This window comes from Nocardioides antri (assembly GCF_008373765.1).
In the GTDB taxonomy this organism is placed as follows: domain Bacteria; phylum Actinomycetota; class Actinomycetes; order Propionibacteriales; family Nocardioidaceae; genus Nocardioides; species Nocardioides antri.
On the sequence record NZ_VUJW01000001.1, the window covers coordinates 82,211 to 105,349 of the forward strand.

At 72.2% G+C, this 23,139-nt stretch carries 23 protein-coding genes; 13 read left to right on the top strand and 10 right to left on the bottom strand.

From position 1 onward, the window contains the following. Nucleotides 1–36 precede the first annotated feature (36 nt). Nucleotides 37–804, bottom strand: a complete 768-nt coding sequence (locus F0U47_RS00375; protein ID WP_149748339.1) for a GAF and ANTAR domain-containing protein — start codon at nt 802–804, stop codon at nt 37–39. A gap of 192 nt (nt 805–996) precedes the next feature. On the opposite strand from F0U47_RS00375, the gene F0U47_RS00380 reads away from it, so the two are divergent. Beyond that, nucleotides 997–1,698, top strand: a complete 702-nt coding sequence (locus F0U47_RS00380) for an ANTAR domain-containing protein (RefSeq protein ID WP_149748340.1) — start codon at nt 997–999, stop codon at nt 1,696–1,698. 34 nt (nt 1,699–1,732) lie between these two features. Here the strand turns inward: F0U47_RS00380 and F0U47_RS00385 are convergent, their stop codons facing one another. Beyond that, the gene (locus tag F0U47_RS00385; protein WP_188111105.1) at nt 1,733–2,449 is read right to left on the bottom strand and encodes an enoyl-CoA hydratase/isomerase family protein; all 717 of its coding nucleotides are present in this window, start codon (nt 2,447–2,449) and stop codon (nt 1,733–1,735) included. Nucleotides 2,450–2,585: 136 nt separating this feature from the next. On the opposite strand from F0U47_RS00385, the gene F0U47_RS00390 reads away from it, so the two are divergent. The 3 genes from F0U47_RS00390 to F0U47_RS00400 all read left to right on the top strand — a co-directional run bounded on the left by F0U47_RS00390 (nt 2,586) and on the right by F0U47_RS00400 (nt 5,281). Continuing rightward, entirely contained in the window at nt 2,586–3,059 is a 474-nt protein-coding gene (locus tag F0U47_RS00390; RefSeq protein WP_149748342.1) for an SRPBCC family protein, read from the top strand. Between the two features lie 49 nt (nt 3,060–3,108). Further along, nucleotides 3,109–4,743, top strand: coding sequence for an acyl-CoA synthetase (locus F0U47_RS00395; protein ID WP_223162607.1), 1,635 nt, complete (start codon nt 3,109–3,111; stop codon nt 4,741–4,743). A 91-nt stretch (nt 4,744–4,834) separates the two neighbouring features. Continuing rightward, a complete protein-coding gene (locus F0U47_RS00400) occupies nt 4,835–5,281 on the top strand; it encodes a hypothetical protein (protein ID WP_149748343.1) in 447 nt (148 codons plus the stop codon). 33 nt (nt 5,282–5,314) lie between these two features. Here the strand turns inward: F0U47_RS00400 and F0U47_RS00405 are convergent, their stop codons facing one another. Then, nucleotides 5,315–6,163, bottom strand: coding sequence for a uracil-DNA glycosylase (locus tag F0U47_RS00405; RefSeq protein ID WP_149748344.1), 849 nt, complete (start codon nt 6,161–6,163; stop codon nt 5,315–5,317). A 71-nt stretch (nt 6,164–6,234) separates the two neighbouring features. Here F0U47_RS00405 and F0U47_RS00410 point away from each other — a divergent pair, with 71 nt between their 5' ends. The 3 genes from F0U47_RS00410 (at nt 6,235) to F0U47_RS00420 (ending at nt 9,811) form a co-directional block, all read left to right on the top strand. Further along, entirely contained in the window at nt 6,235–7,254 is a 1,020-nt protein-coding gene (locus tag F0U47_RS00410) for an App1 family protein phosphatidate phosphatase (RefSeq protein WP_149748345.1), read from the top strand. Between the two features lie 72 nt (nt 7,255–7,326). Beyond that, nucleotides 7,327–7,677: a hypothetical protein gene (locus F0U47_RS00415; RefSeq protein ID WP_149748346.1), complete on the top strand. Its 351-nt coding sequence runs from the start codon at nt 7,327–7,329 to the stop codon at nt 7,675–7,677. A 52-nt stretch (nt 7,678–7,729) separates the two neighbouring features. Further along, a complete protein-coding gene (locus tag F0U47_RS00420; protein WP_149748347.1) occupies nt 7,730–9,811 on the top strand; it encodes a transglycosylase domain-containing protein in 2,082 nt (693 codons plus the stop codon). 22 nt (nt 9,812–9,833) lie between these two features. Here F0U47_RS00420 and F0U47_RS00425 read toward each other — a convergent pair whose 3' ends face one another. The 3 genes from F0U47_RS00425 to F0U47_RS00435 all read right to left on the bottom strand — a co-directional run bounded on the left by F0U47_RS00425 (nt 9,834) and on the right by F0U47_RS00435 (nt 11,613). Next, a complete protein-coding gene (locus tag F0U47_RS00425; RefSeq protein WP_149748348.1) occupies nt 9,834–10,274 on the bottom strand; it encodes a VOC family protein in 441 nt (146 codons plus the stop codon). Between the two features lie 391 nt (nt 10,275–10,665). Next, entirely contained in the window at nt 10,666–11,259 is a 594-nt protein-coding gene (locus F0U47_RS00430) for a GNAT family N-acetyltransferase (RefSeq protein ID WP_149748349.1), read from the bottom strand. A gap of 120 nt (nt 11,260–11,379) precedes the next feature. Beyond that, the gene (locus tag F0U47_RS00435) at nt 11,380–11,613 is read right to left on the bottom strand and encodes a DUF3099 domain-containing protein (RefSeq protein ID WP_149748350.1); all 234 of its coding nucleotides are present in this window, start codon (nt 11,611–11,613) and stop codon (nt 11,380–11,382) included. 118 nt (nt 11,614–11,731) lie between these two features. On the opposite strand from F0U47_RS00435, the gene F0U47_RS00440 reads away from it, so the two are divergent. Then, nucleotides 11,732–11,920, top strand: a complete 189-nt coding sequence (locus F0U47_RS00440) for a hypothetical protein (RefSeq protein WP_149748351.1) — start codon at nt 11,732–11,734, stop codon at nt 11,918–11,920. Between the two features lie 157 nt (nt 11,921–12,077). Here F0U47_RS00440 and F0U47_RS00445 read toward each other — a convergent pair whose 3' ends face one another. After that, the gene (locus tag F0U47_RS00445) at nt 12,078–13,559 is read right to left on the bottom strand and encodes a cellulase family glycosylhydrolase (protein WP_188111107.1); all 1,482 of its coding nucleotides are present in this window, start codon (nt 13,557–13,559) and stop codon (nt 12,078–12,080) included. 61 nt (nt 13,560–13,620) lie between these two features. Between F0U47_RS00445 and F0U47_RS00450 the strand changes: the two genes are divergently transcribed. Further along, nucleotides 13,621–14,805 (top strand): MFS transporter, encoded by a 1,185-nt coding sequence (locus F0U47_RS00450; RefSeq protein ID WP_188111108.1) that lies wholly within the window; start codon nt 13,621–13,623, stop codon nt 14,803–14,805. On the opposite strand, the gene F0U47_RS00455 is transcribed toward F0U47_RS00450, so the two are convergent. Beyond that, nucleotides 14,784–15,263, bottom strand: a complete 480-nt coding sequence (locus F0U47_RS00455; RefSeq protein WP_188111109.1) for a PaaI family thioesterase — start codon at nt 15,261–15,263, stop codon at nt 14,784–14,786. The two genes, F0U47_RS00450 and F0U47_RS00455, sit on opposite strands and share 22 nt — an antisense overlap. Nucleotides 15,264–15,330: 67 nt before the next feature. Here F0U47_RS00455 and F0U47_RS00460 point away from each other — a divergent pair, with 67 nt between their 5' ends. Beyond that, the gene (locus F0U47_RS00460) at nt 15,331–16,311 is read left to right on the top strand and encodes an NADPH:quinone oxidoreductase family protein (protein ID WP_246159344.1); all 981 of its coding nucleotides are present in this window, start codon (nt 15,331–15,333) and stop codon (nt 16,309–16,311) included. Here F0U47_RS00460 and chrA read toward each other — a convergent pair. Beyond that, nucleotides 16,287–17,690, bottom strand: a complete 1,404-nt coding sequence (gene chrA / locus F0U47_RS00465) for a chromate efflux transporter (RefSeq protein WP_246159345.1) — start codon at nt 17,688–17,690, stop codon at nt 16,287–16,289. The two genes, F0U47_RS00460 and chrA, sit on opposite strands and share 25 nt — an antisense overlap. Before the next feature lie 69 nt (nt 17,691–17,759). Between chrA and F0U47_RS00470 the strand changes: the two genes are divergently transcribed. Further along, on the top strand, nt 17,760–20,147 hold the full coding sequence (locus F0U47_RS00470) for a hypothetical protein (protein ID WP_149748356.1): 2,388 nt from the start codon (nt 17,760–17,762) through the stop codon (nt 20,145–20,147). A 32-nt stretch (nt 20,148–20,179) separates the two neighbouring features. Here the strand turns inward: F0U47_RS00470 and F0U47_RS00475 are convergent, their stop codons facing one another. Further along, nucleotides 20,180–20,536: an ArsR/SmtB family transcription factor gene (locus F0U47_RS00475; RefSeq protein WP_149748357.1), complete on the bottom strand. Its 357-nt coding sequence runs from the start codon at nt 20,534–20,536 to the stop codon at nt 20,180–20,182. 89 nt (nt 20,537–20,625) lie between these two features. Here F0U47_RS00475 and F0U47_RS00480 point away from each other — a divergent pair, with 89 nt between their 5' ends. Both F0U47_RS00480 and F0U47_RS00485 read left to right on the top strand, forming a co-directional pair. After that, nucleotides 20,626–21,957: an NAD(P)-binding domain-containing protein gene (locus F0U47_RS00480; protein ID WP_149748358.1), complete on the top strand. Its 1,332-nt coding sequence runs from the start codon at nt 20,626–20,628 to the stop codon at nt 21,955–21,957. Continuing rightward, nucleotides 21,852–23,138: an MFS transporter gene (locus F0U47_RS00485; RefSeq protein ID WP_223162608.1), complete on the top strand. Its 1,287-nt coding sequence runs from the start codon at nt 21,852–21,854 to the stop codon at nt 23,136–23,138. Before F0U47_RS00480 ends, F0U47_RS00485 begins: the two co-directional genes overlap by 106 nt. Nucleotide 23,139 lies beyond the last annotated feature (1 nt).

Consider the following 23,139-nt stretch of genomic DNA (forward strand, 5'->3'; position numbering starts at 1 on the left):
CTGTTCTCCCAACCAATTAAGACGGTAGCCCCCGTGTCAAGCACCGGCCGGCTCGTCCGGCCTGCGGAACGGGTGCGGGGTGACCGGCGGCTGGCCGGTCAGCCGGGTGATGACCTCGACGGCCACGTCCCGCAGCTTGCGGTTGTGGTTCTGGGAGTGCACGCGCAACAGTTCGAAGGCCCGCTGCGAGGAGCACTTCTCCTGCGCCATCAGCACGCCGAGCGCCTGGTCGATCACCGACCGGGACAGGAGCGCCTTCTCCAGCTGCTGGGCGAGGTTCTGCTGCTCCTTGCGCTGCACCGCGAGCGCGATCGCCGTCGACGCCTGGGTGGCGAACAGCTCGACGCGGCGCCGCTCGTCGTCGCCGAACTCGCGGGGTCGGTCGAAGCCGTAGACGTTGAGCGCACCCAGGGTGCGGTCGCCGTCGAGCGTCAGCGGGATGCTCAGCGAGCACCGCACCCCGAGCGCGACGGACCGCTCGGCGTAGGCCGGCCAGCGGTCGTCGTGCCGCTGGTCGAGGACCTCGACCGGCAGTCCGTGCTCCAGCGTGTCGAGACACGGCCCGGTGCCGGTGTCGTACTGGATCTGGTCCACCTCGGCGGCCCGGGCGTCGCTGGTCGCGACGGTGGTGGGCCGCCCGTCGGGCTGGGTGGTGATGCCGCACGACGCCGGCGGCTCGACCACCTGCGCTGCCACGGCGGCGACGCCCTCGAGAAAGCTCTCCAGGTCGTTCGTGCTCAGGAGGAGGGTCTGCAGGGACCCGACCAGCTGACCCAGCTTCAGCTCCTCGTCGTGGTACGGCATCGGTCCTTCTCTTCCTTCCTGAGCCCACCGTGAGTCCGTTCCAGAAGTACCCATTTTCCAGGTCCGCCAGCGTCCGCTACGGGGTTCCCGGAGGTTGCGTCGAAAGGGGTGTCTACGTTCGGCGCGGCGGGGTAGCGCCCCTACGACCCGCACGAGCGCGCAGCATGGGGAAAGCCGAGGTGGCGCGGAGGCATGTCCGACCGAGGTGACCTGCTGGCCCGGCTCACGGGAGCGGTGGCCCGCGCCACGGTCGGGTCGCTCGGCGACCGGCTCTGTGCGGCGTTCCGCGACCTGACCGGCGCCACCGGCGCCGCCCTCACGGTCTGGTACGGCGAGCCGCACCGGGTGACCCTCGCTGCGACCGATGCTGCCGCTGCCCGCCTCGAGGACCTCCAGGACGTCATCGGCGAGGGGCCGGGTCACACGGCCTGGTCGAGCGGCCGGATCGAGACCGGCATCCTTCCCCGCACCGAGTCCCTGGCCCGCTGGCCGGTGTTCGCCGAGGCGGCCGAGGAGATGGGCGACCACATGGTGATCCATGCGGTGCCGATGCGTCCGTGGGAGAGGAGGTTCGGCATCGCCACCCTCTACCGGACCGGTCCGTCGCCCGGTCTGCTGCTCGACCCTGCCCAGCTGAGCTTCCTCGCCGACGCCGTCGGGGCCGCGCTGATCCGGGACGCGCTTGCCGTCGAGGAGGAGAACGCGTCGGGTCCGTGGGGGTCGCGGGCGCAGGTCCACCAGGCCACCGGCATGGTCATCGCCCAGCTCCGGGTCGGTACGGAGGACGCGCTGGCGCTGCTGCGGGCGCAGGCGTTCGCACAGAACGCAACGCTCGCCGAGATCGCGGCCTCCGTAGTGAAGCACCGTCGGCTGGACTTTCCGGTCACGCGGTGACCGGTCCTGCCTGAGCTCCTGGCCCGGTGGGCGGCTAGCCCTGGGGGAGGCCGGCCCCGGTTCGCTGGAACTCGAGGAGGCGCTCGTTCTCGTAGGCGACCCGCCCCGCCGTGCCCTCGAGGTCGCGGAACATCTGCTTGAGCACGCGGACGCCCACGGGGGACTGGCGGGTGATGGCCGCGGCCACCTCCAGCGCAGCGGCCTCGGCCTCGGCGGCCGGAGCGGTGCGCTGGAACAGGCCGAAGGAGTCGGCCTCGGCCAGACCCACCGGGCGTCCGGTGTAGACGAGGTCCTTGGCGCGGGCCAGCCCGACCAGCGGGGTGAGCCGGGCGGGTCCGACCGGCACACCCAGCCGAGCACCCGCCCAGGCGAGCTTGAGGTTGTCGCCGCCGACCCGCAGGTCGCAGCCGACCACGATCTCGGCGCCGGCTCCGACGCAGTTGCCGACGCACACGGCGATGGTCGGCACCGGGACCTCGTCGACGAGCCGGTACAGCTCGGCGAACGCCTCCATCCGCGCCACGCCGCCGGCAGCGTCCAGCGGCTCGCTCACGTCGGCGCCGGCGCACAGGGCGGTGGTCGAGGTCGTCGAGATCACGAGGACGCGGAGGTCGGGATCCGCCGAAAGCTCGGCCAGCGCCCCGTTGAGGAGGGCCAGGGTCGCGGTGTCGAGCGCGTTGCGCTTGTCGGGGCGGTTGATCCGGAGCACCTCGATGCCGCCGTCCAGCCGCTCGCGCAGGAGGGGAGTCACGGGCGGCGAGCGTAGTGCCGTCCTCGGTCGCCTCGGCCGATGTGTGACGAGGTTCTCGCCCCTGTCTGCCCGTCCCGGGAGCGGGTACGGCACCAGGGCGAGATTCCGACGAGATTCCGACGAGAGGACAACATCCATGTCGACCATGGAGAAGACCGTGACCGTCGATCTGCCCGTCCACACGGTGTACGACCAGTGGACCCAGTTCGAGACGTTCCCGCAGTTCATGGAGGGCGTGGAGGAGGTGCGTCAGATCGACAACACGCACCTGCACTGGAAGGCCGACATCCTCGGTGTCACCCGCGAGTGGGACGCCGAGATCGTCGACCAGACCCCCGACGAGCGCATCACGTGGCGCGCGATCGACGGCACGAAGAACGACGGCACCGTGTCGTTCGCCCCGGAGCAGAGCGGCCAGAGCACGCGGGTCACGCTCCGCCTCGAGCTCGAGCCGTCCGGCATCGTCGAGAAGGCCGGTGACGTGACGGGCCTCGTCGAGCGCCGGATCTCCGGCGACCTGGACCGGTTCAAGGAGTTCATCGAGTCCCGGGGCACCGAGACCGGTGGCTGGCGCGGTGAGGTCGACCCGGGAGACGTCGGTCCCAGCTGACGCACATCCCCTGGTCGCCGGCCGCCCCGCCGCCGTAGGTTGTCGGGCTGTGATCACCCTTCCGATCCAGCTCGCACGCCGCGCAACGCAGGAAGCGCAGTACGCCTCGTACGCCTTCCGGCGTGGCGCGCTCGGCATCGACCCGCCGTGGAAGGTCGCCCAGCTCGGCCACGCACTGTGGCGCTACGGCATGCTCGGGGCGATCCCGGCGGTCGCGTCGATCCGGCACGGCCGGGACCAGGCGGCCGTGATCGACGAGCTCGGCACGATGACCTACGGCGAGCTCGACGACGCGGCCAACGCGCTGGCGCACCACTGGCGGAGCGCCGGCCTCGGGCCCGGTGACGGCGTCTCGATCCTGGCGCGCAACCACCGCTGGTTCCTCGTCGCCACCTACGCCGCGGCGCGCTGCGGCGCGCGGATCGTGCTGCTCAACACCGACTTCGCCGGCCCGCAGATCCGCGACGTCGCGGCCCGCGAGGGCACCGACCTGCTGGTGCACGACGACGAGTACGGCGACTTCCTGGCCGGTGTCGAGACCCGGCTCGGTCGGACCCGGGCCTGGACGGACGACCACGCCGACCGCGGCGACGACACCATCGCCGGCGTGGTCGCCCGCGGCGACACCTCGCCGGCGCCCCGGACGGGGGTCGACCCGAAGGTCGTCCTCCTCACCAGCGGCACCACCGGCACGCCGAAGGGCGCGCCCCGTGCGGAGCCGCGCTCGCTCGCACCTATCGGCGCCCTGCTGTCGCGGGTGCCGTTCCACGCCAAGGGCACGCTCGTGCTGCCGGCCCCGATGTTCCACACGCTCGGCTTCGCCCAGGCGCTGCTCAACGGGTTCCTCGGCTCGACGCTGGTCGTGCGGCGCCGGTTCGACCCGGCGCTCGTGCTCCAGGACCTGTCAGAGCACCGGGCGACCGGCATGGTCGCCGTCCCGGTGATGCTGCAGAAGATGGTGGAGCTCGGCGACGACGCGTTCGCCGAGGCGGACCTCTCCCGGCTGACGGCGATCTTCGTAGCCGGCTCCCAGCTCGGGGCCGAGCTCGCGTCCCGGTCGACGCAGCTGTTCGGCCCGGTCATCCACAACATGTACGGCTCGACCGAGGTCGCCTACGCCACCATCGCGACGCCCGAGGACCTCGCCGCCGAGCCGGGCTGCGTCGGCCGCCCGGTCATGGGCGCCGTGGTCAAGGTCTTCGACGAGAACGGGCGCGAGGTGCCGGCCGGCACGACCGGCCGGATCTTCGTCGGCAACGACTTCCAGTTCGAGGGCTACACCGGCGGCGGCGACAAGGACCGCATCGACGGGCTGATGTCCACCGGCGACGTCGGCCACTTCGACAGCGCGGGCCGGCTGTTCATCGACGGGCGCGACGACGACATGATCGTGTCCGGCGGCGAGAACGTCTTCCCCGGCGAGGTCGAGGAGCTGCTCTTCACCCACGACGCCGTCCGCGAGGCCGCCGCGATCGGCGTGCCCGACGAGCGGTTCGGCCAGCGCCTCCGCGCGTTCGTCGTACTCAACGAGGGAGCGGAGCTCACCGCCGACGACGTCAAGGCGTACGTCGCGCAGAACCTCGCCCGCTACAAGACGCCCCGGGACGTGGTGTTCGTCGACGAGCTGCCGCGGAACCCCACCGGCAAGGTCCTGAAGCGCAAGCTCGCGGAGCTGCAGCCCTAACCCCGCCGTCTCCCGGTCAGGACGCGCGGAGCCCGCCGAGCGGGGAGGCCCTACGATCGTGGCCGGACATCGGGACCATTGGAGTGCGCTCATGGGCAGAATCTGGTTGCTGCGCGGCGTGGCCGTCGCCGTCTTCGCTGTCCTGGTGGGCGCGTGGGCCTTCGGTCTCGCCGGGCTCGGCACCACGTCGTCGTCGACCCCGAAACCCACCCCCGTGCCCCCCGACAGCTCCGAGGTGTCCGACAGCCAGGGTCCGACGGTTCTCCAGAAGGGGAAGCCTCGGCGGGCCCGCGGGCCGCGTCCGTCGCAGGACGCGCTCCCGGACCCGAGCCCGACCACCGCCGACGACACTCCCGGCACACCGGACCCGACGAGCGCCGCCCCCACCCCCGACCCGACGCGTCCGTCCGACGACCCGCCGAGCTCGTCCCCGCCGTCGCAGACCCCGAGCCGTCCACCGAGCCCGCCGGCCGACGAGTGCACCGATCTGGCCTCGACCATCGACTGCGCGCTGGACCCCGTCACCGGTCACCCCTGAGCGGACCTGCCCGGCAAGCGCGGGGAGGATCGGTCATCCGGGAGGCGTCCTCCCGAGAGCCGCAGCCCGAGCGAACACGCTGTCGAGCATCGGCTCCGTGAGCCGGCCCGTGAAGGTGTTCTGCTGGCTGGGGTGGTAGCAGCCGAGCAGAGTCACCGACCGCCCGTCGCCCACGAGGGTCGCCTCGATGCCGTGGCCGAACCGCGGCTTGGGCCGGCTGACCTCCCAGCCGAGGGCGGCGTACGACCTCAGCGTCGCATCCCAGCCGTAGCCGCCGAGCGCCACCACCACCCGGACGTGCTCTGCGAGCAGGCGGAGCTCTGCCTCGATCCACGGAGAGCAGGTGTCGCGCTCGGCGGTCGTCGGCTTGTTCTGCGGTGGGCCGCACCGGACGGTCGCCACCATCCGGGTGTCGATGAGCGCGAGGCCGTCGGCGGCGTGCACGCTCGTGCCCTGCGTGGCCAGGCCGACGCGGTGCAGCGACGCGAAAAGCCAGTCCCCGCTGCGATCGCCGGTGAACAGTCGGCCGGTGCGGTTCCCGCCGTTCGCCGCGGGGGCGAGGCCGACCACGAGGATGCTCGGTGTCGGGGACCCGAGGCCGTGGACCGGCCGACCCCAGTAGGGCTGGTCGGCGTACGACGCGCGCTTGGTCTCCGCCACCTGCTCGCGCCAGCGGACCAGCCGCGGGCACGCGCGGCAGACGCTGATCCGGGCGTCGAGCTCGTCGAGGCCGACGCGCCCGGCGAGGCGGCGTACCTGCGTGGCTGTCCGTGCAACCGGCGTCTCCCGGGTGGCCGGGTCACCGGGCCAGCCGGTGCCGGGCGGCACCGGCGAGGGGAACAGGTCGCCGGTCGCCGGATGCGGCAGGAGGTCGTCGCTCATGCGCCCCATCCTCCAGGGTTCCGGGGCGGGGGGTGCGCACTCGAGCGGTCCGTGCTGCCTAGGGTGGGGGCATGAGTGCGAGCCGCTGGGCCCGCCGGCTGGAGCAGGCGTGGGACGGGGTCCGGCTGCGGCGGACCGGCACCCGAACGCCTGCAGACCTGCGGATCGAGCCGTACGTCGGCCACGGCAGTGATCAAGGGGTGGTGGTGCGCGGCAGGGTCCTCGACGACCCAGCCCCGTCCGAGGCGGTGGAGGGTGAGGGCGTCGGCGCCGCCGTACGACGCACCTTGCAACAGTTCCTGACCGACGACCTGCCGGGTGTGCCCCTGCGCGTGACCGTCGCGGGCACGACGGCCGAGACCGCGACCGATGCCGACGGCTACTTCCAGGTGCGCCTGCAGCCCGATCCTGGCCAGCTGGCCGCCCCGTGGAGCAGCGGGATCGTCGAGCTCGCCGGGGAGTATCGCGGCGTCACCGACCCGATGACCACGCCGTTCGACGTTCTCGTCCCGAGCCCTGCCGCGAGGTTCGGGGTCATCTCGGACGTCGACGACACGATCCTCGAGACCGGCGTCCAGCGGGTCGGGCGGATGATCCGGCAGACGTTCACCGGGTCCGCCCTCACCCGCACACCCTTCCCGGGCGCGGCGGAGCTGTACCGCGACCTCTCCGCCGGCATCAACCCGGTGTTCTACGTCTCGTCCAGCCCCTGGAACCTGCACAGCTTCCTGGTGGCGTTCATCCGGCACCGCGAGTTCCCGATGGGACCGTTGCTGCTCCGCGACCTGCTCGGCACAGCAGCGGGCCGTGAGCAGAAGCCGGGTCGCATCCAGGAGGTCCTCGACCTCCACCCTCGGCTGCGGTTCGTTCTCATCGGCGACTCCGGGGAGAAGGATCCCGAGATCTATGCAGCAGTCGCCAGGGCGAACCCGGGGCGGATCATCGCGATCTACATCCGCGAGGTGCGTCTCGACCCGGGCGACGGTCGGGTCGAGGAGGTCTCGGGCACCTGGACCGAGGACGTGCCCTTCGTGGTCGCGGCCGACACCGACGCCGTACGCCGGCACGCGCTGGAGCTCGGTCTTCTCTGACCGGCGCCCTCACCCGGGGCGGGCAGCTCCGCTTGCCCTGCCAGAGGGCGTGGGCAGTGACAAGATGGCCACGTGGCATCGGACTCCCGCATGGTGGCGTTGGGCTTCGGCAAGTTCGCGCGCGCCGACCGCATCTTCGCCCTGGAGCGGATCGCCGGGAAGGAACGCGGCGACGGCCGCCGCACGCGAGTCTGGATCGACGGGGTCGCCGAGCCCTTGATCGCGTCCAGGACGGAGACGACGATCCTGCGCGACATGGGTCAGGAGGCCGCCGTCGCCGCACCCGAGCTCGACGAGGCACTGGACCTCGCTGCACGGCTGGCGGCCGCAGCCGAGGAGGGGCGGGTCGACCTGAGCGACCTGGGACGTCGAGCGCGCCGCCTCCTCGCCACGACCACGTCATCGTCGGCGTCGGAGGGCTAGGACGCGGTGTTCCCGCGCGAGTAGGCGGTGTCGGTGGGGGTATTGATCCTCTGTGACCGCTTCCGCTGATGGGGGCAGCAGAACCAGGGGTGGCGCCATCTGCCAGCTCACCCGGATGCTGAGCGTCGCGGTCGTGGTGGGCGTGCTCGTCGGTCTCGCCGTCGCTCCGGTCGTGGGCCTGACGGCCATGTTCCTGGCCGACGTCACGCGACACTTCCCGGCACCGCTGTCCTTCGAGCCGCTTCCGCAGCGGAGCGAGGTCGTGGACCGGAACGGCGAGACGGTCGCCACCTTCTACCAGAGGAACCGGGTCGTGGTGACTCTCGACGAGGTCGACCCGCTCCTCGTCGATGCCGTGCTCGCGATCGAGGACAACCGGTTCTTCCAGCACGGGGCGATGGATCCGCAGGGCACGATGCGGGCGTTCGTCACCAACCTGCTGCGCCAGGAGCAGGCCCAGGGCGGCTCGTCGATCACCCAACAGCTGGTCAAGCTGACCCTGGTCGAGCAGGCCGGCTCGCGCCGCGGCCGACTGGAGGCGGTCGAGCCGACGTACGAGCGCAAGGTCGTGGAGCTGCGGCACGCCGCCTGGCTCGAGCAGAGCCACAGCAAGGAGTGGATCCTCGAGCGCTACCTCAACATCGCCTACTTCGGCGAGGGCGCGTACGGCGTCGAGGTCGCGGCCCAGCACTACTTCTCGCGGTCGGCCGAGCACCTGTCGTTGCGGCAGGCCGCCCTCCTCGCGGGGCTCGTGAGCCGGCCCGAGGGTCAGGATCCCGTCGAGCAGCCCGGCCGGGCGAAGGACCGTCGCAACGTCGTGCTGGACCGGATGGCCGAGGTCGGCGTCATCAGCGCCGAGCGGGCTGCCCGGACGAAGGAGCTCGGTCTCGGGCTGCAGGTCGCCCCGACGCCCAACGGTTGTGTGCGCTCCGCGGCGCCGTTCTTCTGCGACTACCTGCTGGCCTACCTGCTTCGTCAGCCGGCCCTGGGTGTCAGCGAGGCCGCCAGGGAGGAGCTCCTGCACACAGGCGGCCTGACGATCAGGACCACGGTCGACCTCCGGTTCCAGCGGGCTGCCGAGCAGGCCGCGCGGGCCCACGTCCGCCCCACCGACCAGGCGATCGGCGCGCTGGCCATGCTCGCCCCGGGCTCGGGCGACGTCCTCGCGCTCGCGCAGTCCCGACCCATGGGCCGGGACCGGCAGGAGGGCGAGACGTTCCTCAACTACGTCGTCCCGCAGGAGTACGGCGACGCGAACGGCTTCCAGGCCGGGTCCACGTTCAAGGTCTTCGTGCTCGCTGCGGCGATCGAGCAGGGCATCCCGCTGGACACCGAGATCCGCGCGCCCCAGCGAATCTCCCTGCCGGTCAGCGGGTTCCGCACCTGCCAGGGATATCCGCGCTCCACCCAGGTGTGGTCGCCCCGGAACTCGACCGGGTCGGGGACGTTCGATCTGTACACCGGCACCCAGCAGTCGGTGAACACCTTCTACGCGCAGCTCGAGCGCCGCACCGGGTTGTGTAGGCCGTACCGGCTGGCGCGCGCCATGGGCATCCCGCTGACCGACCCGGCGACCCAACAGGTGCCGTCGTTCACCCTCGGGGTCGTCGACGTCAGTCCGCTCGAGATGGCGGAGGCCTACGCGACCTTCGCGGCGCGCGGACGCCACTGCGCTGCCCGGCCGGTCACGGAGGTCCTCGACGCGGAGGGGCAGGTGCTCGACAGCTACTCCGCCGATTGCCGGAGGATCCTGGATCCCGGCGTGGCGGACGCGGTCAACGACGTCCTGCGCGGAGTGCAGGAGACCGGTGGCTTCGGCTACGAGGCGGGGCTGGGCCTGGACCAGCAGTCAGCTGCGAAGACCGGCACGACCGACGAGAACCGGTCGGTCTGGTTCATCGGCTACACGCCGAACCTCGCGGCCGCCGCAATGCTCGCGGGCGCTGACGACGACGGGCACTGGCGGACCCTCAACCGACAGGTCATCGGCGGCGAGTTCGTCTCCGAGGCGTTCGGCAGCACGCACGCCGGCCCGATCTGGGGAGATGCGATGAAGGCGGTGGAGCAGTGGCTCCCCGACACCACGTTCACTCCGCCCCCTCGTCGCTACCCGCCCGAGCCAGAGCAACCCTGACACCCCATCGCCCCGTCGCGCGTCAGCCGAGCTGCTCGAACAGGGACACGATGATCCCCTCCGGCCCGCGCACGTAGGCCATCCGCACGCTGCCCTCGTACTCGCCGATGCCGCCGACCAGCCCGTAGCCGTCCGCAGCCACCGCGTCGATCGCCGCCTGCAGGTCGCCGACCTCGAAGGACACGTTGCGCAGACCCAGCTCATTGGCCATCGCCTCGGGCGATCCGGGCACGTGGTCGGGCGTGACGAACCTGGCGAGCTCCAACCGGGCTCCACCCTCGGGCGGCCGCAGCATCGCGAGCTCACAGTGCGCGCCCGGGATGCCGCAGACGGTCTCCACGAACTCGCCCTCCACCGACCCAGTGCCCTCGACCTCGAAACCCAGCCCGACGAAGAACGCCGTCACCGACTCGAGGTCCGCGACGGTGATGCCGACATGGTCGAAGCGCTTCACGTGTGCCATGTGATACATCCTCAGGTGCTGAGCTGGTGGGGTCGATGCTGGGACGGAGCCGGGCTGGGATCTCGACATGCTCGAGCCGCGAACCTGTAATAGCGGGCGACGGGATGCAGAGACGGTCGCCGGCCCTCACGCTCGGGCAGTGGCTACGACACCCGGGCAGCGGCCGAACCGACAACTACCGTGGAGCTGTAGTCACTACCCGGGTGGTCGACCACCCGGACAGGGACCACAACGCCCGGGCAGTCCGCGGCGTCGGGCGCTTCTCGGCAGTAGAGGGCGGATCGAGCAGTCCGACAGGCGGCGCAATGTCGCACTTCGAATCCGCGCAACTGCGCACCACGGCAGATCGGCGAGTGCGAATCGCACAGTGCGCGGAAGAGGTCGGCCACGGTCAGGAGGGGTCACTCAGGCGTCGCCGCACCACGCGCCGCCGCAGGGTGGGGGAGGCGACCACCTCATAGCCGGCCTCGAGGAAGACCTGCACCAGGCCGACTGAAGCCTCGTCCCAGATCACGGACCGGCCTGACGGCGGCTCGATCGGGTAGCCCTCCAGGACGTGAGCGCCGACCTGCTGGCCGTACTCGACGGTGGCAGCGGCGAGCTCGTAGGTCAGGCCGGACTGGCGCCATCCTGTGCGCACGACGAAGCAGGTGACTGACCAGACCCCTGGCAACTCAGGGTCCATCCGCATCCACGGCTGCTTCCTGCTCCATAGCCTGGGATAGTTCGCACGCTGCTCGACCGCCACCCAGCCGGCTGGCTCGCCGTCGACGTATCCGATCAGCCCGGACGTCGGTCCGGTGGTGCCGCAGGCGGTCTGCTCGAGCAGCGCGGCGTCTCTCTGCTCCTGGGTGGTGTCGCGCCAGATCCACCCCGGCACCTTCAGGGCCTGGCAGCGGCACTTGCGGGCGCCACCGGTGGCGAAGACCGCCTCCACGTCCTCGGCTGCTGCTCGGTTGGCCGGGAGCCAGGTGAACTCAGGCATGCCGCGACTCTAGGACCCGCCGGACTCCGTCCACCGGACAATCTGGAGCCGACCGGATGCCGCAGGTCCCGTTGCAGCACGGCCGGTTTCCTACACCTAGCCGAGTCGCCCCGCTCGTCGTCAATGGTCCTCGCCCCAGTTGGCCACGATCACGGCGATCGGTGGGAGCACTGCAGCGACGACGGACATGACCACCGCTGCGGTCGTCGACCACAACCGGACCACGTTCCAGGCCAGCAGAATCAGCACGAGGCAAACGCCCATCAGGGCGAAGTACCACCGCTGACGCCGGCGCAGCCGTTCGCTCTGCGGCCAGCGCACACCACTGCCTGTGACGCGCTGGTGTCGTCTCATCGCCTCCACCATCTCACCCTGACCGCCAAGAATGCGGCCCGGCATCGACGTCGGTGAGGTGCTCGTCGAGCTGCCTGGCCGTGGTCAGACCTTCGACTCCGGGAGTAGCGTGCGGTTGATGAGCGAGCAGGAGCCGAGCGTCGACGAGCGGGACTGGCCGAAGAGGTGCCCGCACTGCCAAACCGAGCTGCAGACCGCGACCCAGGGTTTCAATCCGGCAGGTGAGGACGACATCGATCACGGCGAGATGGGTGAAGTCCTTGCCGTCGATTTCTGTCCCAACCCGGACTGCCCCGGCAAAGACTGATCCCCCGCGGGCTCCACCTGACCAGTGAGGCAAGACCGGCCCGGCTCTCGTCTTCCAAGGCCCCCGGCCCGGCATGGGCGTGCGCAAGCCGAGGCGCCAACGCGGCGAAGGACGCGGGGCCGCGGTCCACGGGCGGGCGTTCCGATAAGCGGCAGCGTCAGCGAGGCGTCACGACCACCCGCCCGGCAAGCGCCCCCGCGGCCTGCCGTACGACGAGGACCGGCGCGTCCGGCGCGGAGACGACGCGGCCTCCGGTGACGGTGGCGCGGTAGCCGTCGCCGTACACGAGGGTGGGTACGGCGATCCGCGTGATCGCACCGCCGCCGAAGCGGCCCGGCAGCGAGCCGGCGCGGGCCGTCGTCCACGACGTGACGAACCGCTGGGTGGAGCGGTCGAAGTCCCACCGGGCGGGGGTGCCGGCCACGACCAGCGGGTGCGGGGTGACCAGCGCAGCGAGCTTGGCGTGGTCGATGTTGTCGCCGGCGGGGGTCTTCGCCGGGTCGAGCACGAGCGCCTGCTCGGCGCCCGGACCGGTGGTGGTCGGGTCGTCGCAGCCGCAGTAGGCCCAGTACTGCCAGCCGAACCGGTGCGCGGCGGCGCGGTCGACCATGTCGCGCAGGACTGTGGCGTCGGTCGTGGCGCCGAACTCCGTCAGCAGCGGCGTGTCACGGGTCCGCGCCAGCTGCGCCTCGGCGTTCTGCCACACCAGGTCGTCGAAGGCCGAGCAGGTGAGGTCCTGGACCGGCGTGCCCTCGAGCCCGACGTCGGCGGTGAGGCAGTAGTCGTGGAAGGAGAAGCCGAGGTCCGCGCCGGTCGGTGAGACGTGGGTGCGGGCGCCGTTGTTGAAGAGCACGTGCGGCTCGTAGAAGATCGGCGTCCGCCGGTCGACCTCGCGGATGGCGTCGATGGCCCGCTGCGAGAAGGCCTCGAGCTGGGCGTCGAACAACGGGCAGCCCAGCGGGTTGGCGCAGAGCTCCCAGAGGGTGCCCGGCCACGGCTCGTTGAAAAGGTCGAATCCCATCACTCCCGGTGTGTCGAGGAAGTACGACGCGACGTGCCGCCAGGCGGCGGCGTACCGGTCCTGGAGGCCGACCCCGCCCGGGCCGGGGTCGTTGGCCCAGAAGTGGTCGAACGCCCGCATCAGGGCCACCTGCGCGAAGTAGTTGTAGGGGAAGCCGAGCTGCGGCTGGGCCGGGAGGCCGTCGTCCTGGACGGCCCAGTCGGGCGCGCCCTCGCCCTGGAACCGCTCGTTGAAGAGGTCCTGGTGGAAGTCGAGCATCACGTGGATGCCGGCGGCGGCGAGCACCTCGGTAGTCCGGCGGATCCGGGCGAGGTAGGCGTCGTCGTACACGCCGGGCTCGGGCTCGACGGCCTTCCAGATCACGCCGAGGCGGACGGTGGTGAAGCCCTGCCGGACGAGGAAGCGGGCGTCGTCGGCGCCGAAGCCCACGGCGTCGGGGGCGTACGGCGGCCGCTTGTAGACCATGTTGACGCCGTGCAGGACCAGCACCCGACCCTGCGGGTCGACGAGGAACCGACCCTCGGTGCTCGGTCGGGGTGCGGGGTCGCCCGCGGCTGGGGCCGCGAGCAGCACGCTCAGGAGGAGGGCGACGACGAGCCTCGGGATCCGGCGCAGCACAGCAGGTCAAACGACCTGCTTGCGGCGGGGTCACGGGAACCACCAGAACCGGGCGCGCATCGTGCGCGATGATCTCCCGGTGGTCGAGGAGCCGATGCCGCCGTTGCTGACCCCCGCGTTCGTCGCGCTCGGTCTCGCCGACCTCGCCTACTTCGTGTCGGTCGGGATCGCGATCCACACCCTCCCGCTCTACGCCGTCGGCCCGGTCGGGTCCGACGAGGCCGGCGCCGGACTGGCGTTCGGGGCGTTCGGCATCACCGCGCTGATCTGCCGCCCGATCGCCGGCCGGCTGTCCGACGTCCACGGCCGCATCCCGCTGCTGGTCGGCGGGGCGCTGCTGGCGGCCGCCGGCATGGTGTTGCTGCCGTACGTCGACACCCTGGTCGCCGTCGTCGCGATCCGCCTGCTCCAGGGCGTGGCCGAGGCCGCGTTCTTCGTCGCCGGCTTCGCGCTGCTGGCCGACCTCGCGCCGCCGGAACGGCTCGGCGAGGCGCTGAGCTACAACTCGCTCGGCCTCTACCTCGGCATCGCGTTCGGCCCGCCGCTCGGCGAGTTCGTCGAGGAGCAGTGGGGCTTCACCGCTGCGTGGTGGGTGGCCGGCGTGCTGGCAGCGGCTGCGGCCGTCATCATCCGGTGGGTGCCGGAGGCCGCCCGGCTCGACAGCGACGGCCACGGCAAGCTCATCCACCGTCCCGGGATCCCGGCCTCGCTCGGCTTCTTCGCGTCGCTCGCGGCCATCAGCGGCTTCCTCGCCTTCGCCTCGCTCTGGTCCGCCGACGTGGGGATGGAGAACACCTCGATCCCGCTCGTCGTCTACGGCGTCGTCGTCGTGGTGTGCCGGGTCGTCTTCGCCCGGGTGCCCGACCGGCTGCCGTCGCTGCCGCTGGGCGCGGCGTCGCTGGTCGCGATCGCGGTCGGCCTCGCCCTGCTGACGGGCTGGCGGTCGCCGACCGGCCTGCTGGTCGGGGTCGTCGTCATGGCGGTGGGTGTGACGTTCTCGACCCCGGCGTTCTTCGCTGCGATCTTCGCGACGGCGAGCCCGGCCGAGCGAGGCGCCGCCGCGGGCACCGCGTCGGCCTTCATCGACCTCGGGCTCGGCTTCGGCCCGATCGCCCTCGGCCTGGTGGCGCGGGAGCAGGGGCTCCCGTGGGCGTTCGGCGTCGGCTGCGGGATCGCGCTGGCGGGCGCCGCCTGGACCGCTCTCCTGGCAGTCCGGACCTCCACTCAGCCGAGCTTGCGCAGCTGATAGAGGCCGCGGGTGGTGGCGACGACGTTGCCCTGCCCGTCGGTGATCTCGGCGTAGAGGACGAACTCCGACTTGCCCTTCTCAAGGGCCTCGCGCCGCACGCGCTCGGCCTCCTCGGGCGCCAGCCGCGCCGTCGCGGTCACGTCGCCGAGAGCCGGCTTGAGGAACTTGATCTCCGATGACTTCACGAGCGGCACGTAGCCCGCGAGCTCACCCTCGAGGTCGAACGTCGTCCGCGGGATGAGACCGCCCAGGAGCTCGGCCGCAGTGAACAGGGACCCGGCGTAGAGCACGCCGAAGTGGTTGCCGTTCGGGCCGGCAGGCAGCTCGACCGTCGCGTGTCCCACGCCCCCGTCGAGGACCCGGATGCCCATGGCGCCCACGATCGGGATGGCGTCGTGGATGTGGGCGGTCGCATCGTCGAGGGACATCGGTCCGCTAGCGTCGGTGTCTGGCATGGGAGGAACCTTGCCAGTGCAACTGTCACGATGGAAGGGCGGCCCCCCGGGCATGAAGGCATGGCAGGTGACCGAGCTCGGTGAGCCGGCGAAGGTGATGCAGCTGCGCGAGGTCCCCGAGCCGGAGCCCGGCCCGCGCCAGCTCGTCGTCCGCGTCCTCGCGGCGCCCGCGAACTTCCCGGACGCGCTGATGTGCCGCGGGCTCTACCAGGTGAAGCCGGACCTTCCCTTCACGCCGGGGGTCGAGCTGTGCGGCGAGGTCGTCGCCGTCGGCGCCGAGGTCGAGGGCTTCGCCCTCGGCGACCGGGTGGTGGGCGGCGGCACCATGCCGTACGGCGGCTTCGCCGAGCTCGCTCTCATGGACGAGCCCCTCACGTTCCCGGCCCCGGAGTCGCTCGACGACGCCCAGGCCTCCAGCCTCTACATCGGCTACCAGACCGGGTGGTTCGGGCTGCACCGCCGCGCAGGGCTGACGGCGGGGGAGACCCTGCTCGTGCACGCCGCGGCCGGCGGGGTCGGCAGCGCCGCCATCCAGCTCGGCAAGGCTGCCGGCGCCCGGGTGATCGGTGTCGTCGGGGGCCCCGAGAAGGCCGAGGTCGCGCGGCGGCTGGGCGCCGACGTCGTGGTCGACCGCCACCAGCAGGACTTCGTCGACGTGGTGAAGGCCGAGACCGGCGGGCGCGGGGCCGACGTCATCTACGACCCGGTCGGCGGCGAGACCTACACCCGCTCGACCAAGTGCATCGCGTTCGAGGGGCGCATCCTCGTCATCGGCTTCGCCGGCGGCGACATCCAGACCGCCGCGCTCAACCACGCCCTGATCAAGAACTACTCGATCGTCGGCCTGCACTGGGGTCTCTACAACCTCTACGACCCGCCGGCGGTCCAGGAGTGCCACCGGGCCCTGACAGCGCTGGCCGCCGAGGGCCTGGTCGCGCCGCTCGTCAGCGAGCGGCTGCCGCTCGAGGAGGTCGCGGCCGGGGTCCAGCGGCTGGCCGACGGCAGCACCGTCGGCCGGGTCGTCTACGCAGCCAGCCCCACCGCGTAGGCGGCGACCCCGAGGAGCGCGCACAGGCCGAGGGTCCGCAGCGGCCCCCACCCGCGCCAGAACATCGCGGCCAGGGCGATGCCGGTGATGGCGAACGCCAGCGGGTCCCAGGAGGACAGCACCGGCACGTCGAGGCTGACCGGGCCCGACCCGACCTCACGGTTGCGGTCGAACAGCGTGTGCAGCGCGAAGAACACCGCGAGGTTGGCGATGACGCCGACCACGGCGGCCGTGACCCCGGTCAGTGCGGAGGTCAGGTGGCGGTTGTGGCGGAGCCGCTCGACGTACGGCGCGCCCAGCAGCACGAAGAGGAAGCACGGCACGAAGGTCACCCAGGTCACCAGGAGCGACGCGAGCACGGCGGCGACCCACGGGTCGAGGGAGCCGGGGTCCCGGTAGGCGCCGAGGAACGCCACGAACTGCACGACCATGATCAGCGGTCCCGGGGTCGTCTCGGCGAGCGCGAGCCCGCGGACCATCTCTCCGGGGGCGAGCCAGCCGTAGACGTAGACCGCCTGGTGCGCGACGTACGCCAGCACGGCGTACGCGCCACCGAAGGTGACGACCGCGGTGCCGGAGAAGAACAGCCCCTGGTCGACGAAGACGTCGGTGGAGGAGACGAGCGCGGCGAACGCGACGACCGGGGCGAACCACAGCAGTGCGCCGAGCGCCACGATGCCGAAGGACCGCCGCTTCGACGGCAGCTCGTGGTGGAGCGCGTCGTCGCTGATGAGGGGCGCGGGGCCGTCGTCGGCGTCGCCGTGGCTCGAGGCACGGCCCAGCCCCGGGATCCGCCGGCCGAGCGCCCAGCCGATCAGGGCGGAGGCGAAGACGACGATCGGGAACGGGACCCCGAACATTGTGAGGGCCACGAACGCCCCGACCGCGATCGCGACCAGCGCCCCGTGGGCGAGGGCGCGCTTCGCGATCCGGTGCACCGCCTGCACCACGATCGCGATGACGGCGGGCGCGACGCCGGCGAAGAGCGCCGACACGACGTCCGTGCTGCCGAACCGCACGTAGATCGCGGACAGGGCCAGCAGCGCGATCACGCCGGGGAGGACGAACAGGCTGCCGGCGATCAGTCCGCCGCGGGTGCCGTTGAGGAGCCAGCCGGTGTAGATGGCGAGCTGCTGCGCCTCGGGTCCCGGCAGCAGGGTGCAGTAGTTCAGCGCGTGGAGGAACCGCTGCTGCCCGATCCACCGCTTCTCGTCGACCAGCTTGTGCTGCATGACCGCGATCTGGCCGGCCGGACCGCCGAACGTCTGCAGCGAGATCGCGAACCACGCCCGCGTGGCCTCGGCGAGGGGGATGACGTCACCGCCAGTCGGGTGGACCGGCTGCGTCGAGGAGTCGTTGGAATCGATGGCGAAATACAACCACAATGATCGGATAAGTCGACCTAGGGGGGCCGCGTATCCCTTCCGCCCGGGCGGCGTTGACGAAGCATGGTGCTTCGTCGTCTCGCCGCCGCCGCGTCGTTCGCGGTCGCTGCCGCCACCCTCGCCGCGCTGCCCGCGGAGAGCAGTCCTGCGGACTCGTACGTCGGGCCGCACGTCGGTGACAAGCGGGTGCCGGCCGAGTGCCTGCTTGACATGAGCCCGGCCAACCCGGACAACGACTGCTACCACATGCTGGTCGGCCTCAACGCGCTCGATTCGCCGAAGGTCGACGTCGCGGTGCTGGTGCCGGTCTCGCCGACCGCCGAGCGCGACCTGCGCATCATGCGCCAGGCCGTCCACATGTGGGAGGGCGGCATCGACTACCTCAGCGAGGAGATGGACCTCGACTGGCTGGCGGAGGGCGTCGAGTTCCGCGTGACCGGTGAGGAGGTGGAGGTCGGCGACGACGGCCTGCCCGTCAGCCCGGTCCAGCTCACCGACCCCGAGATCGTGGTCGTGGCGACCAACCCGGTCGGCGGCATCGGCATCGGGATCGACCCGGTCGACTTCATCGCGGAGATCGGGATCACCGACGCCGACGGCGTGCCGTGCTCGCCGGCCGACCTCAGCGTGCTCGAGGACGAGGACCACGGCCAGGACACCGGCGTCTACGTCGAGGACTGCGGGGGCCAGGGCGGCAACGTCTGCTTCGCGTTCAACGGCGCGATCGACCCGGTGCCGGGGACCACGGACCTGTTCGGGATCTTCGACCTGGTCACCCACGAGTTCGGTCACTGCCTGACCATCGGCCACGTCGGCGACGGCGCGGACGGCCCGTGGGGCCCGACGCCGACCAACGACATCATGGCCTACAGCACCGACCCGCCGGGACTCAGCAAGTGCGTCTCCACGCTCGACGTCGAGGGGTTCGCCCTCCGGATGAGCCGCTACCTCGACCGCAACGGCGACGGGTCGGTGACCGCTGCCGACCACCTCGAGCCCAACGACGTCGCGGGCGACGGCTTCAACTCCTTCCAGGTGCAGCACCACGCCGACCACCACTACGCCTCCTCCACCGGCGACCCCCGTGACTGCCCGCAGCCCGACGTCGGGCTGGTCCCCGGCGCGACGACGGACTGGACGCCGGAGCCGGTCGACACCACGCGCCCCAACCTCTGGGTCCGGTCGCTCACTGCCGCCGACGGGCAGCTGCGGGTCGACGGCCGCGCCGCCTGGCTGCCGATCGCGACGCCGCCCACCGACACGACCGGCTCGACCGACGACCCGACGGGTGACGCCAGCGCCCCGGTCAGCGACATCACCGGCCTCGAGGTCGAGGTGACGGCCGAGCACGTCCGGGCCGTCCTGAGTGTCGACGAGCTCTGGCCGGTCGACAGCGGCGGGTCGGCCGTCGCCTACAGCCTGGTGGTCGACGGGCGCAGGTTCGACTCGTTCGTGCCCACGACGAGCACCGACGGCGCCCCGATCACGCTCGACAACGGCACGGGCGTGCCGATGCCCGCCGACACGGCGGTGTGGGACAAGGACGCCGACACCGTCACCTTCGAGGTGCCGCGCTGGTACCTCAGGGAGCAGAACATCGTGGCGCCGTACGACGTCGGCAGCCACACCGGTCTCCACGCCCGGACGAACGACTGGCTCGCCACCGAGGACTCCGCCCCCGACACCGGCGTGATCTCCCTCGCCGGCCCCGCGCCCGCCCCCGGCCCGCGGCTGGACGTACCAAAGGCCACCTCCGTGACGACCCGGACGGTCAGTCTCGAGCACGAAGGCGGCAACACCTTCCTGCCCACCGACTCCACGTTCGGGCTGGGCCTGATCAGTGCCGTCGAGACCCGGCACTTCGTGCCGATCGACCTGGACCGGCAGGCGACCGTGACGGTCACCCTCGCCTGGGACGACCCGGCGTCGGTCCTCGGCCTGAAGGTCGAGGGCGGGTCGGGCCAGGTCGTGACGGAGGGCGAGCAGTCGGTCACGGTCACGGTGCCGTGGGCACGGCGCGACCTCGTCGCCATCGTCGACCCGCAGGAGATCCTCGGCCCGGTCACCTACACGCTGACCGCCAAGGTCAGGACCGTCCTCGCCGACCGCGACGCCGACAAGGTCCCGGACGTCGCCGACATCTGCCCGAACGCCGCCGGAGCGCTGACCGCCGCGGGCTGCCCCGACACCGACCGCGACACCGTCCAGGACCGGTTCGACCGGTGTCGGCTGGTCGCCGGGACGGCGTCCGACGGCTGCTGGGAGCCCAGCGGCGAGCGGATCGTGGTGCGGGTGGACGGCGTCCGCGCCGGCGTGCAGAACATCATGACCCGTCGCGGTTCCTATGCGTACGACGTCTCGGCGCCGATCACGCCCGGCCCGCACACGGTCGAGGTGGCGTGGTACTCCGACGGGCAGCTCGTGAAGCGGGTGACGCGCTCGGTCGGCTGAGCCGCCGGTAGGTCAGCGCAGGTCGGCGCAGGTCAGGGGCGGGGCGCGAGCGCCTCGGCCAGCGACTCGAGGACTCCCGGCACGAGGCTGAAGTAGGCCCACTTGCCGCGCTGCTCCCGGGACACCAGGCCGGCCTCGGTGAGGACCTTCATGTGGTGCGAGATCGTCGGCTGGGCGAGGCCGACGGGGGCGGTGAGGTCGCACGCGCACGCCTCCTGGCCCTCGGCTGCGGCGATCAGCGACAGCAGCTTCACCCGGTTGGGGTCGGCCAGCGCCTTGAACATCCGCGCCAGCGCCTCCGCCGCGGCGTCGTCGATGCGGCCGCCGGTGGCGGGGGAGCAGCAGGACGCGAGGTCGGGGAGCGGGAGCACGGTGAGCTCGGTGGGCATGGGGTTCATCCTAGAGAACGTATTGACATCTGTCGATGTGAGGCTAGAGTCGTCGTATCGACCATCGTGAATATGAGGAGATTCGAACCATGACCGACCGACCTGTCGTCGTCATCGGCGCCGGCCCGCAGGGTCTCGCCGCGGCCGCCCACCTGCTGGAGCGGGGTCTCACCCCGTTGGTGCTGGAGCAGGGCGCCGGTCCGGCGTCCGCCGTGGCGGAGTGGGGACACGTCCGGCTGTTCTCGGCCTGGCCCGAGCTCGTCGACGGGGCGAGCGCACGGTTGCTCGACCGGGCCACCATGGGCGGCTGGACCGCACCGGAGTCCGGGTACCCCACCGGCGCCGAGTGGATCGAGCGCTACCTGGCCCCGCTGGCTGCGGCGCTCGCCGACCACGTCCGGTACGACGCCCGCGTGGTCGGTGTGTCCCGCAAGGGGCGGGACCGGCTCGTCGACGCCGGCCGGGCGGAGCAGCCGTTCACGGTCCACGTCACCACGGCCGCCGGCGTCGAGGAGCGGTTCGAGGCGCGGGCCGTCATCGACGCGTCCGGCACCTGGCGCAAGCCCAACCCGGCCGGTGCGGACGGGATCCCCGCTCTCGGCGAGGCCGCCGCGACGGCCGCCGGCCTGATCTCCTACGCCGTGCCCGACAGCGCTGACCCCGAGCGCTACGCCGGCAAGCACACCGTCGTCGTCGGCGCCGGCGCCTCCGCGTTCAACGCGATCATCGAGCTGACCCGGATCGGCGCGGCACATCCCGGCACGACCATCACCTGGGCGCTGCGCCGGGTGGTCACGAGCAGCACCTTCGGCGGGGGAGAGGCCGACCAGCTCCCGGAGCGCGGCGCCCTCGGCCTGCGGGCGAAGCGCGCCGTCGCCGACGGCGCCGTCGAGCTCCTCACGGGCTTCCGCACCGCTCGGATCACCGTCGACGAGGGCAGGGCCGTCGTGTGGTCGGAGGACGGCCGGGCACTGCCGCCGGCCGACAACGTCGTCGTGCTCACCGGCTTCCGGCCGGACCTGTCGTTCCTCTCCGAGCTGCGGCTCGACCTCGACCCGACGCTCGAGGCGCCGCGCAACATCGCGGTCGAGATCGACCCCAACATCCACTCCTGCGGGTCGGTCCAGGCGACCGGCGCGGCCGACCTCGCCCAGCCCGAGCCGGACCTCTACCTGGTCGGCATGAAGTCCTACGGCCGCGCGCCGACGTTCCTCGCGCTGACCGGCTACGAGCAGATCCGCAGCGTCGCCGCCGAGCTCGCCGGCGACCACGAGGCGGCGGCCCGGGTCGAGCTGGTGCTGCCTGACACGGGCGTGTGCGGCGGGGCCGGGGTGTTCGACGAGCCCGAGGGCGCGCAGGGCGGCGGCTGCTGCGCCCCGGCGCAGGAGGTGCTCACGCTCGGGACACCGGTGTCGTCCTGACCGCCGCGCCCCGCGGCGTCCTCGCCGCCCTCTGCGTCACCGTCACGATCAGCTACGGCGCGCTGTACTACGCGTTCGCGGTCCTCGCACCGACGATCACGGCCGACACCGGCTGGTCGATGACCGCGATCACGGCGGCGTTCTCGCTGGGCCTGCTGGTCTCCGGGCTGGTGGGTGTCGTGGCCGGACGGACGATCCAGGCCGAGGGCCCGCGCCGGGCGATGGTCGCGGGGGCGGTCGTCGGCGCCGCGGGGCTGGGCATGGTGGCGGGCGCTTCGTCGTACCTCTGGTTCGTGGTGGCGATGGTCCTCTGCGGGGCCGGCGCGGCCGGCCTGTTCTACGCGCCGGCCTTCGCCGCCCTCACGCACTGGTACGGCGCAGGCCGGGTCCGCGCGCTGACGACGCTGACCCTGGTCGCCGGGTTCGCCAGCACGATCTTCGCTCCGCTGACGACCGCACTGGCGGACCTGACCAGCTGGCGCACGACGTACGCCGTCCTCGCCGTGCTCCTCCTCGTCGTCGCGGTGCCGACCCACGCGATCGCGCTCCACCACCCGTGGCCGGCCCACACCGACACCGAGCACGTCACGCCCGACCGCGAGGTCCTGCGCAGCCCGGCGTTCGTGTTGACCGCCGCCGGGGCGACGCTCACCAAGCTGGCGATGTTCGCGGCGCTCGTCGCCCTCATCCCGCTCCTGGTCGGACGGGGGATGACGCCGACGCTGGCCGCGTGGGCGCTCGGGCTCGGCGGCGCCGGCCAGGTCATCGGCCGGGTCGCGTTCCCGCGCCTCACGGCGGTGACCAACGTCCGGCAGCGGGTCCTCTGGGGTACCACCGCGATGGCGCTCACGACGCTCGCGCTCGCGGTCGTCCCCGGTCCGGCCCTCCTCCTGATCGGCCTCGCGATGGTGGCCGGCGCGGCCCGCGGCGTCTACACCCTGGTCGGCGCGACGCTCGTGACCGACCTGTGGGGCCCGGAACGTTACGCCGCCATCAACGGCGTCCTCGGCGCGCCGATCTCCGTCGCGACCGCGCTCGGACCGTTCGCGGGCGCCTGGATCGCCGAGCTGACCGGCGGCTACCCGGAGACCTTCGCCGTGCTGGCCGCGCTGGCTGCGGTCGGGTCGGCGCTCTCCGTCCTGGCCGTCCGCCGAGCGCCGCTGGCTGCCGCTGTCGCCTAGG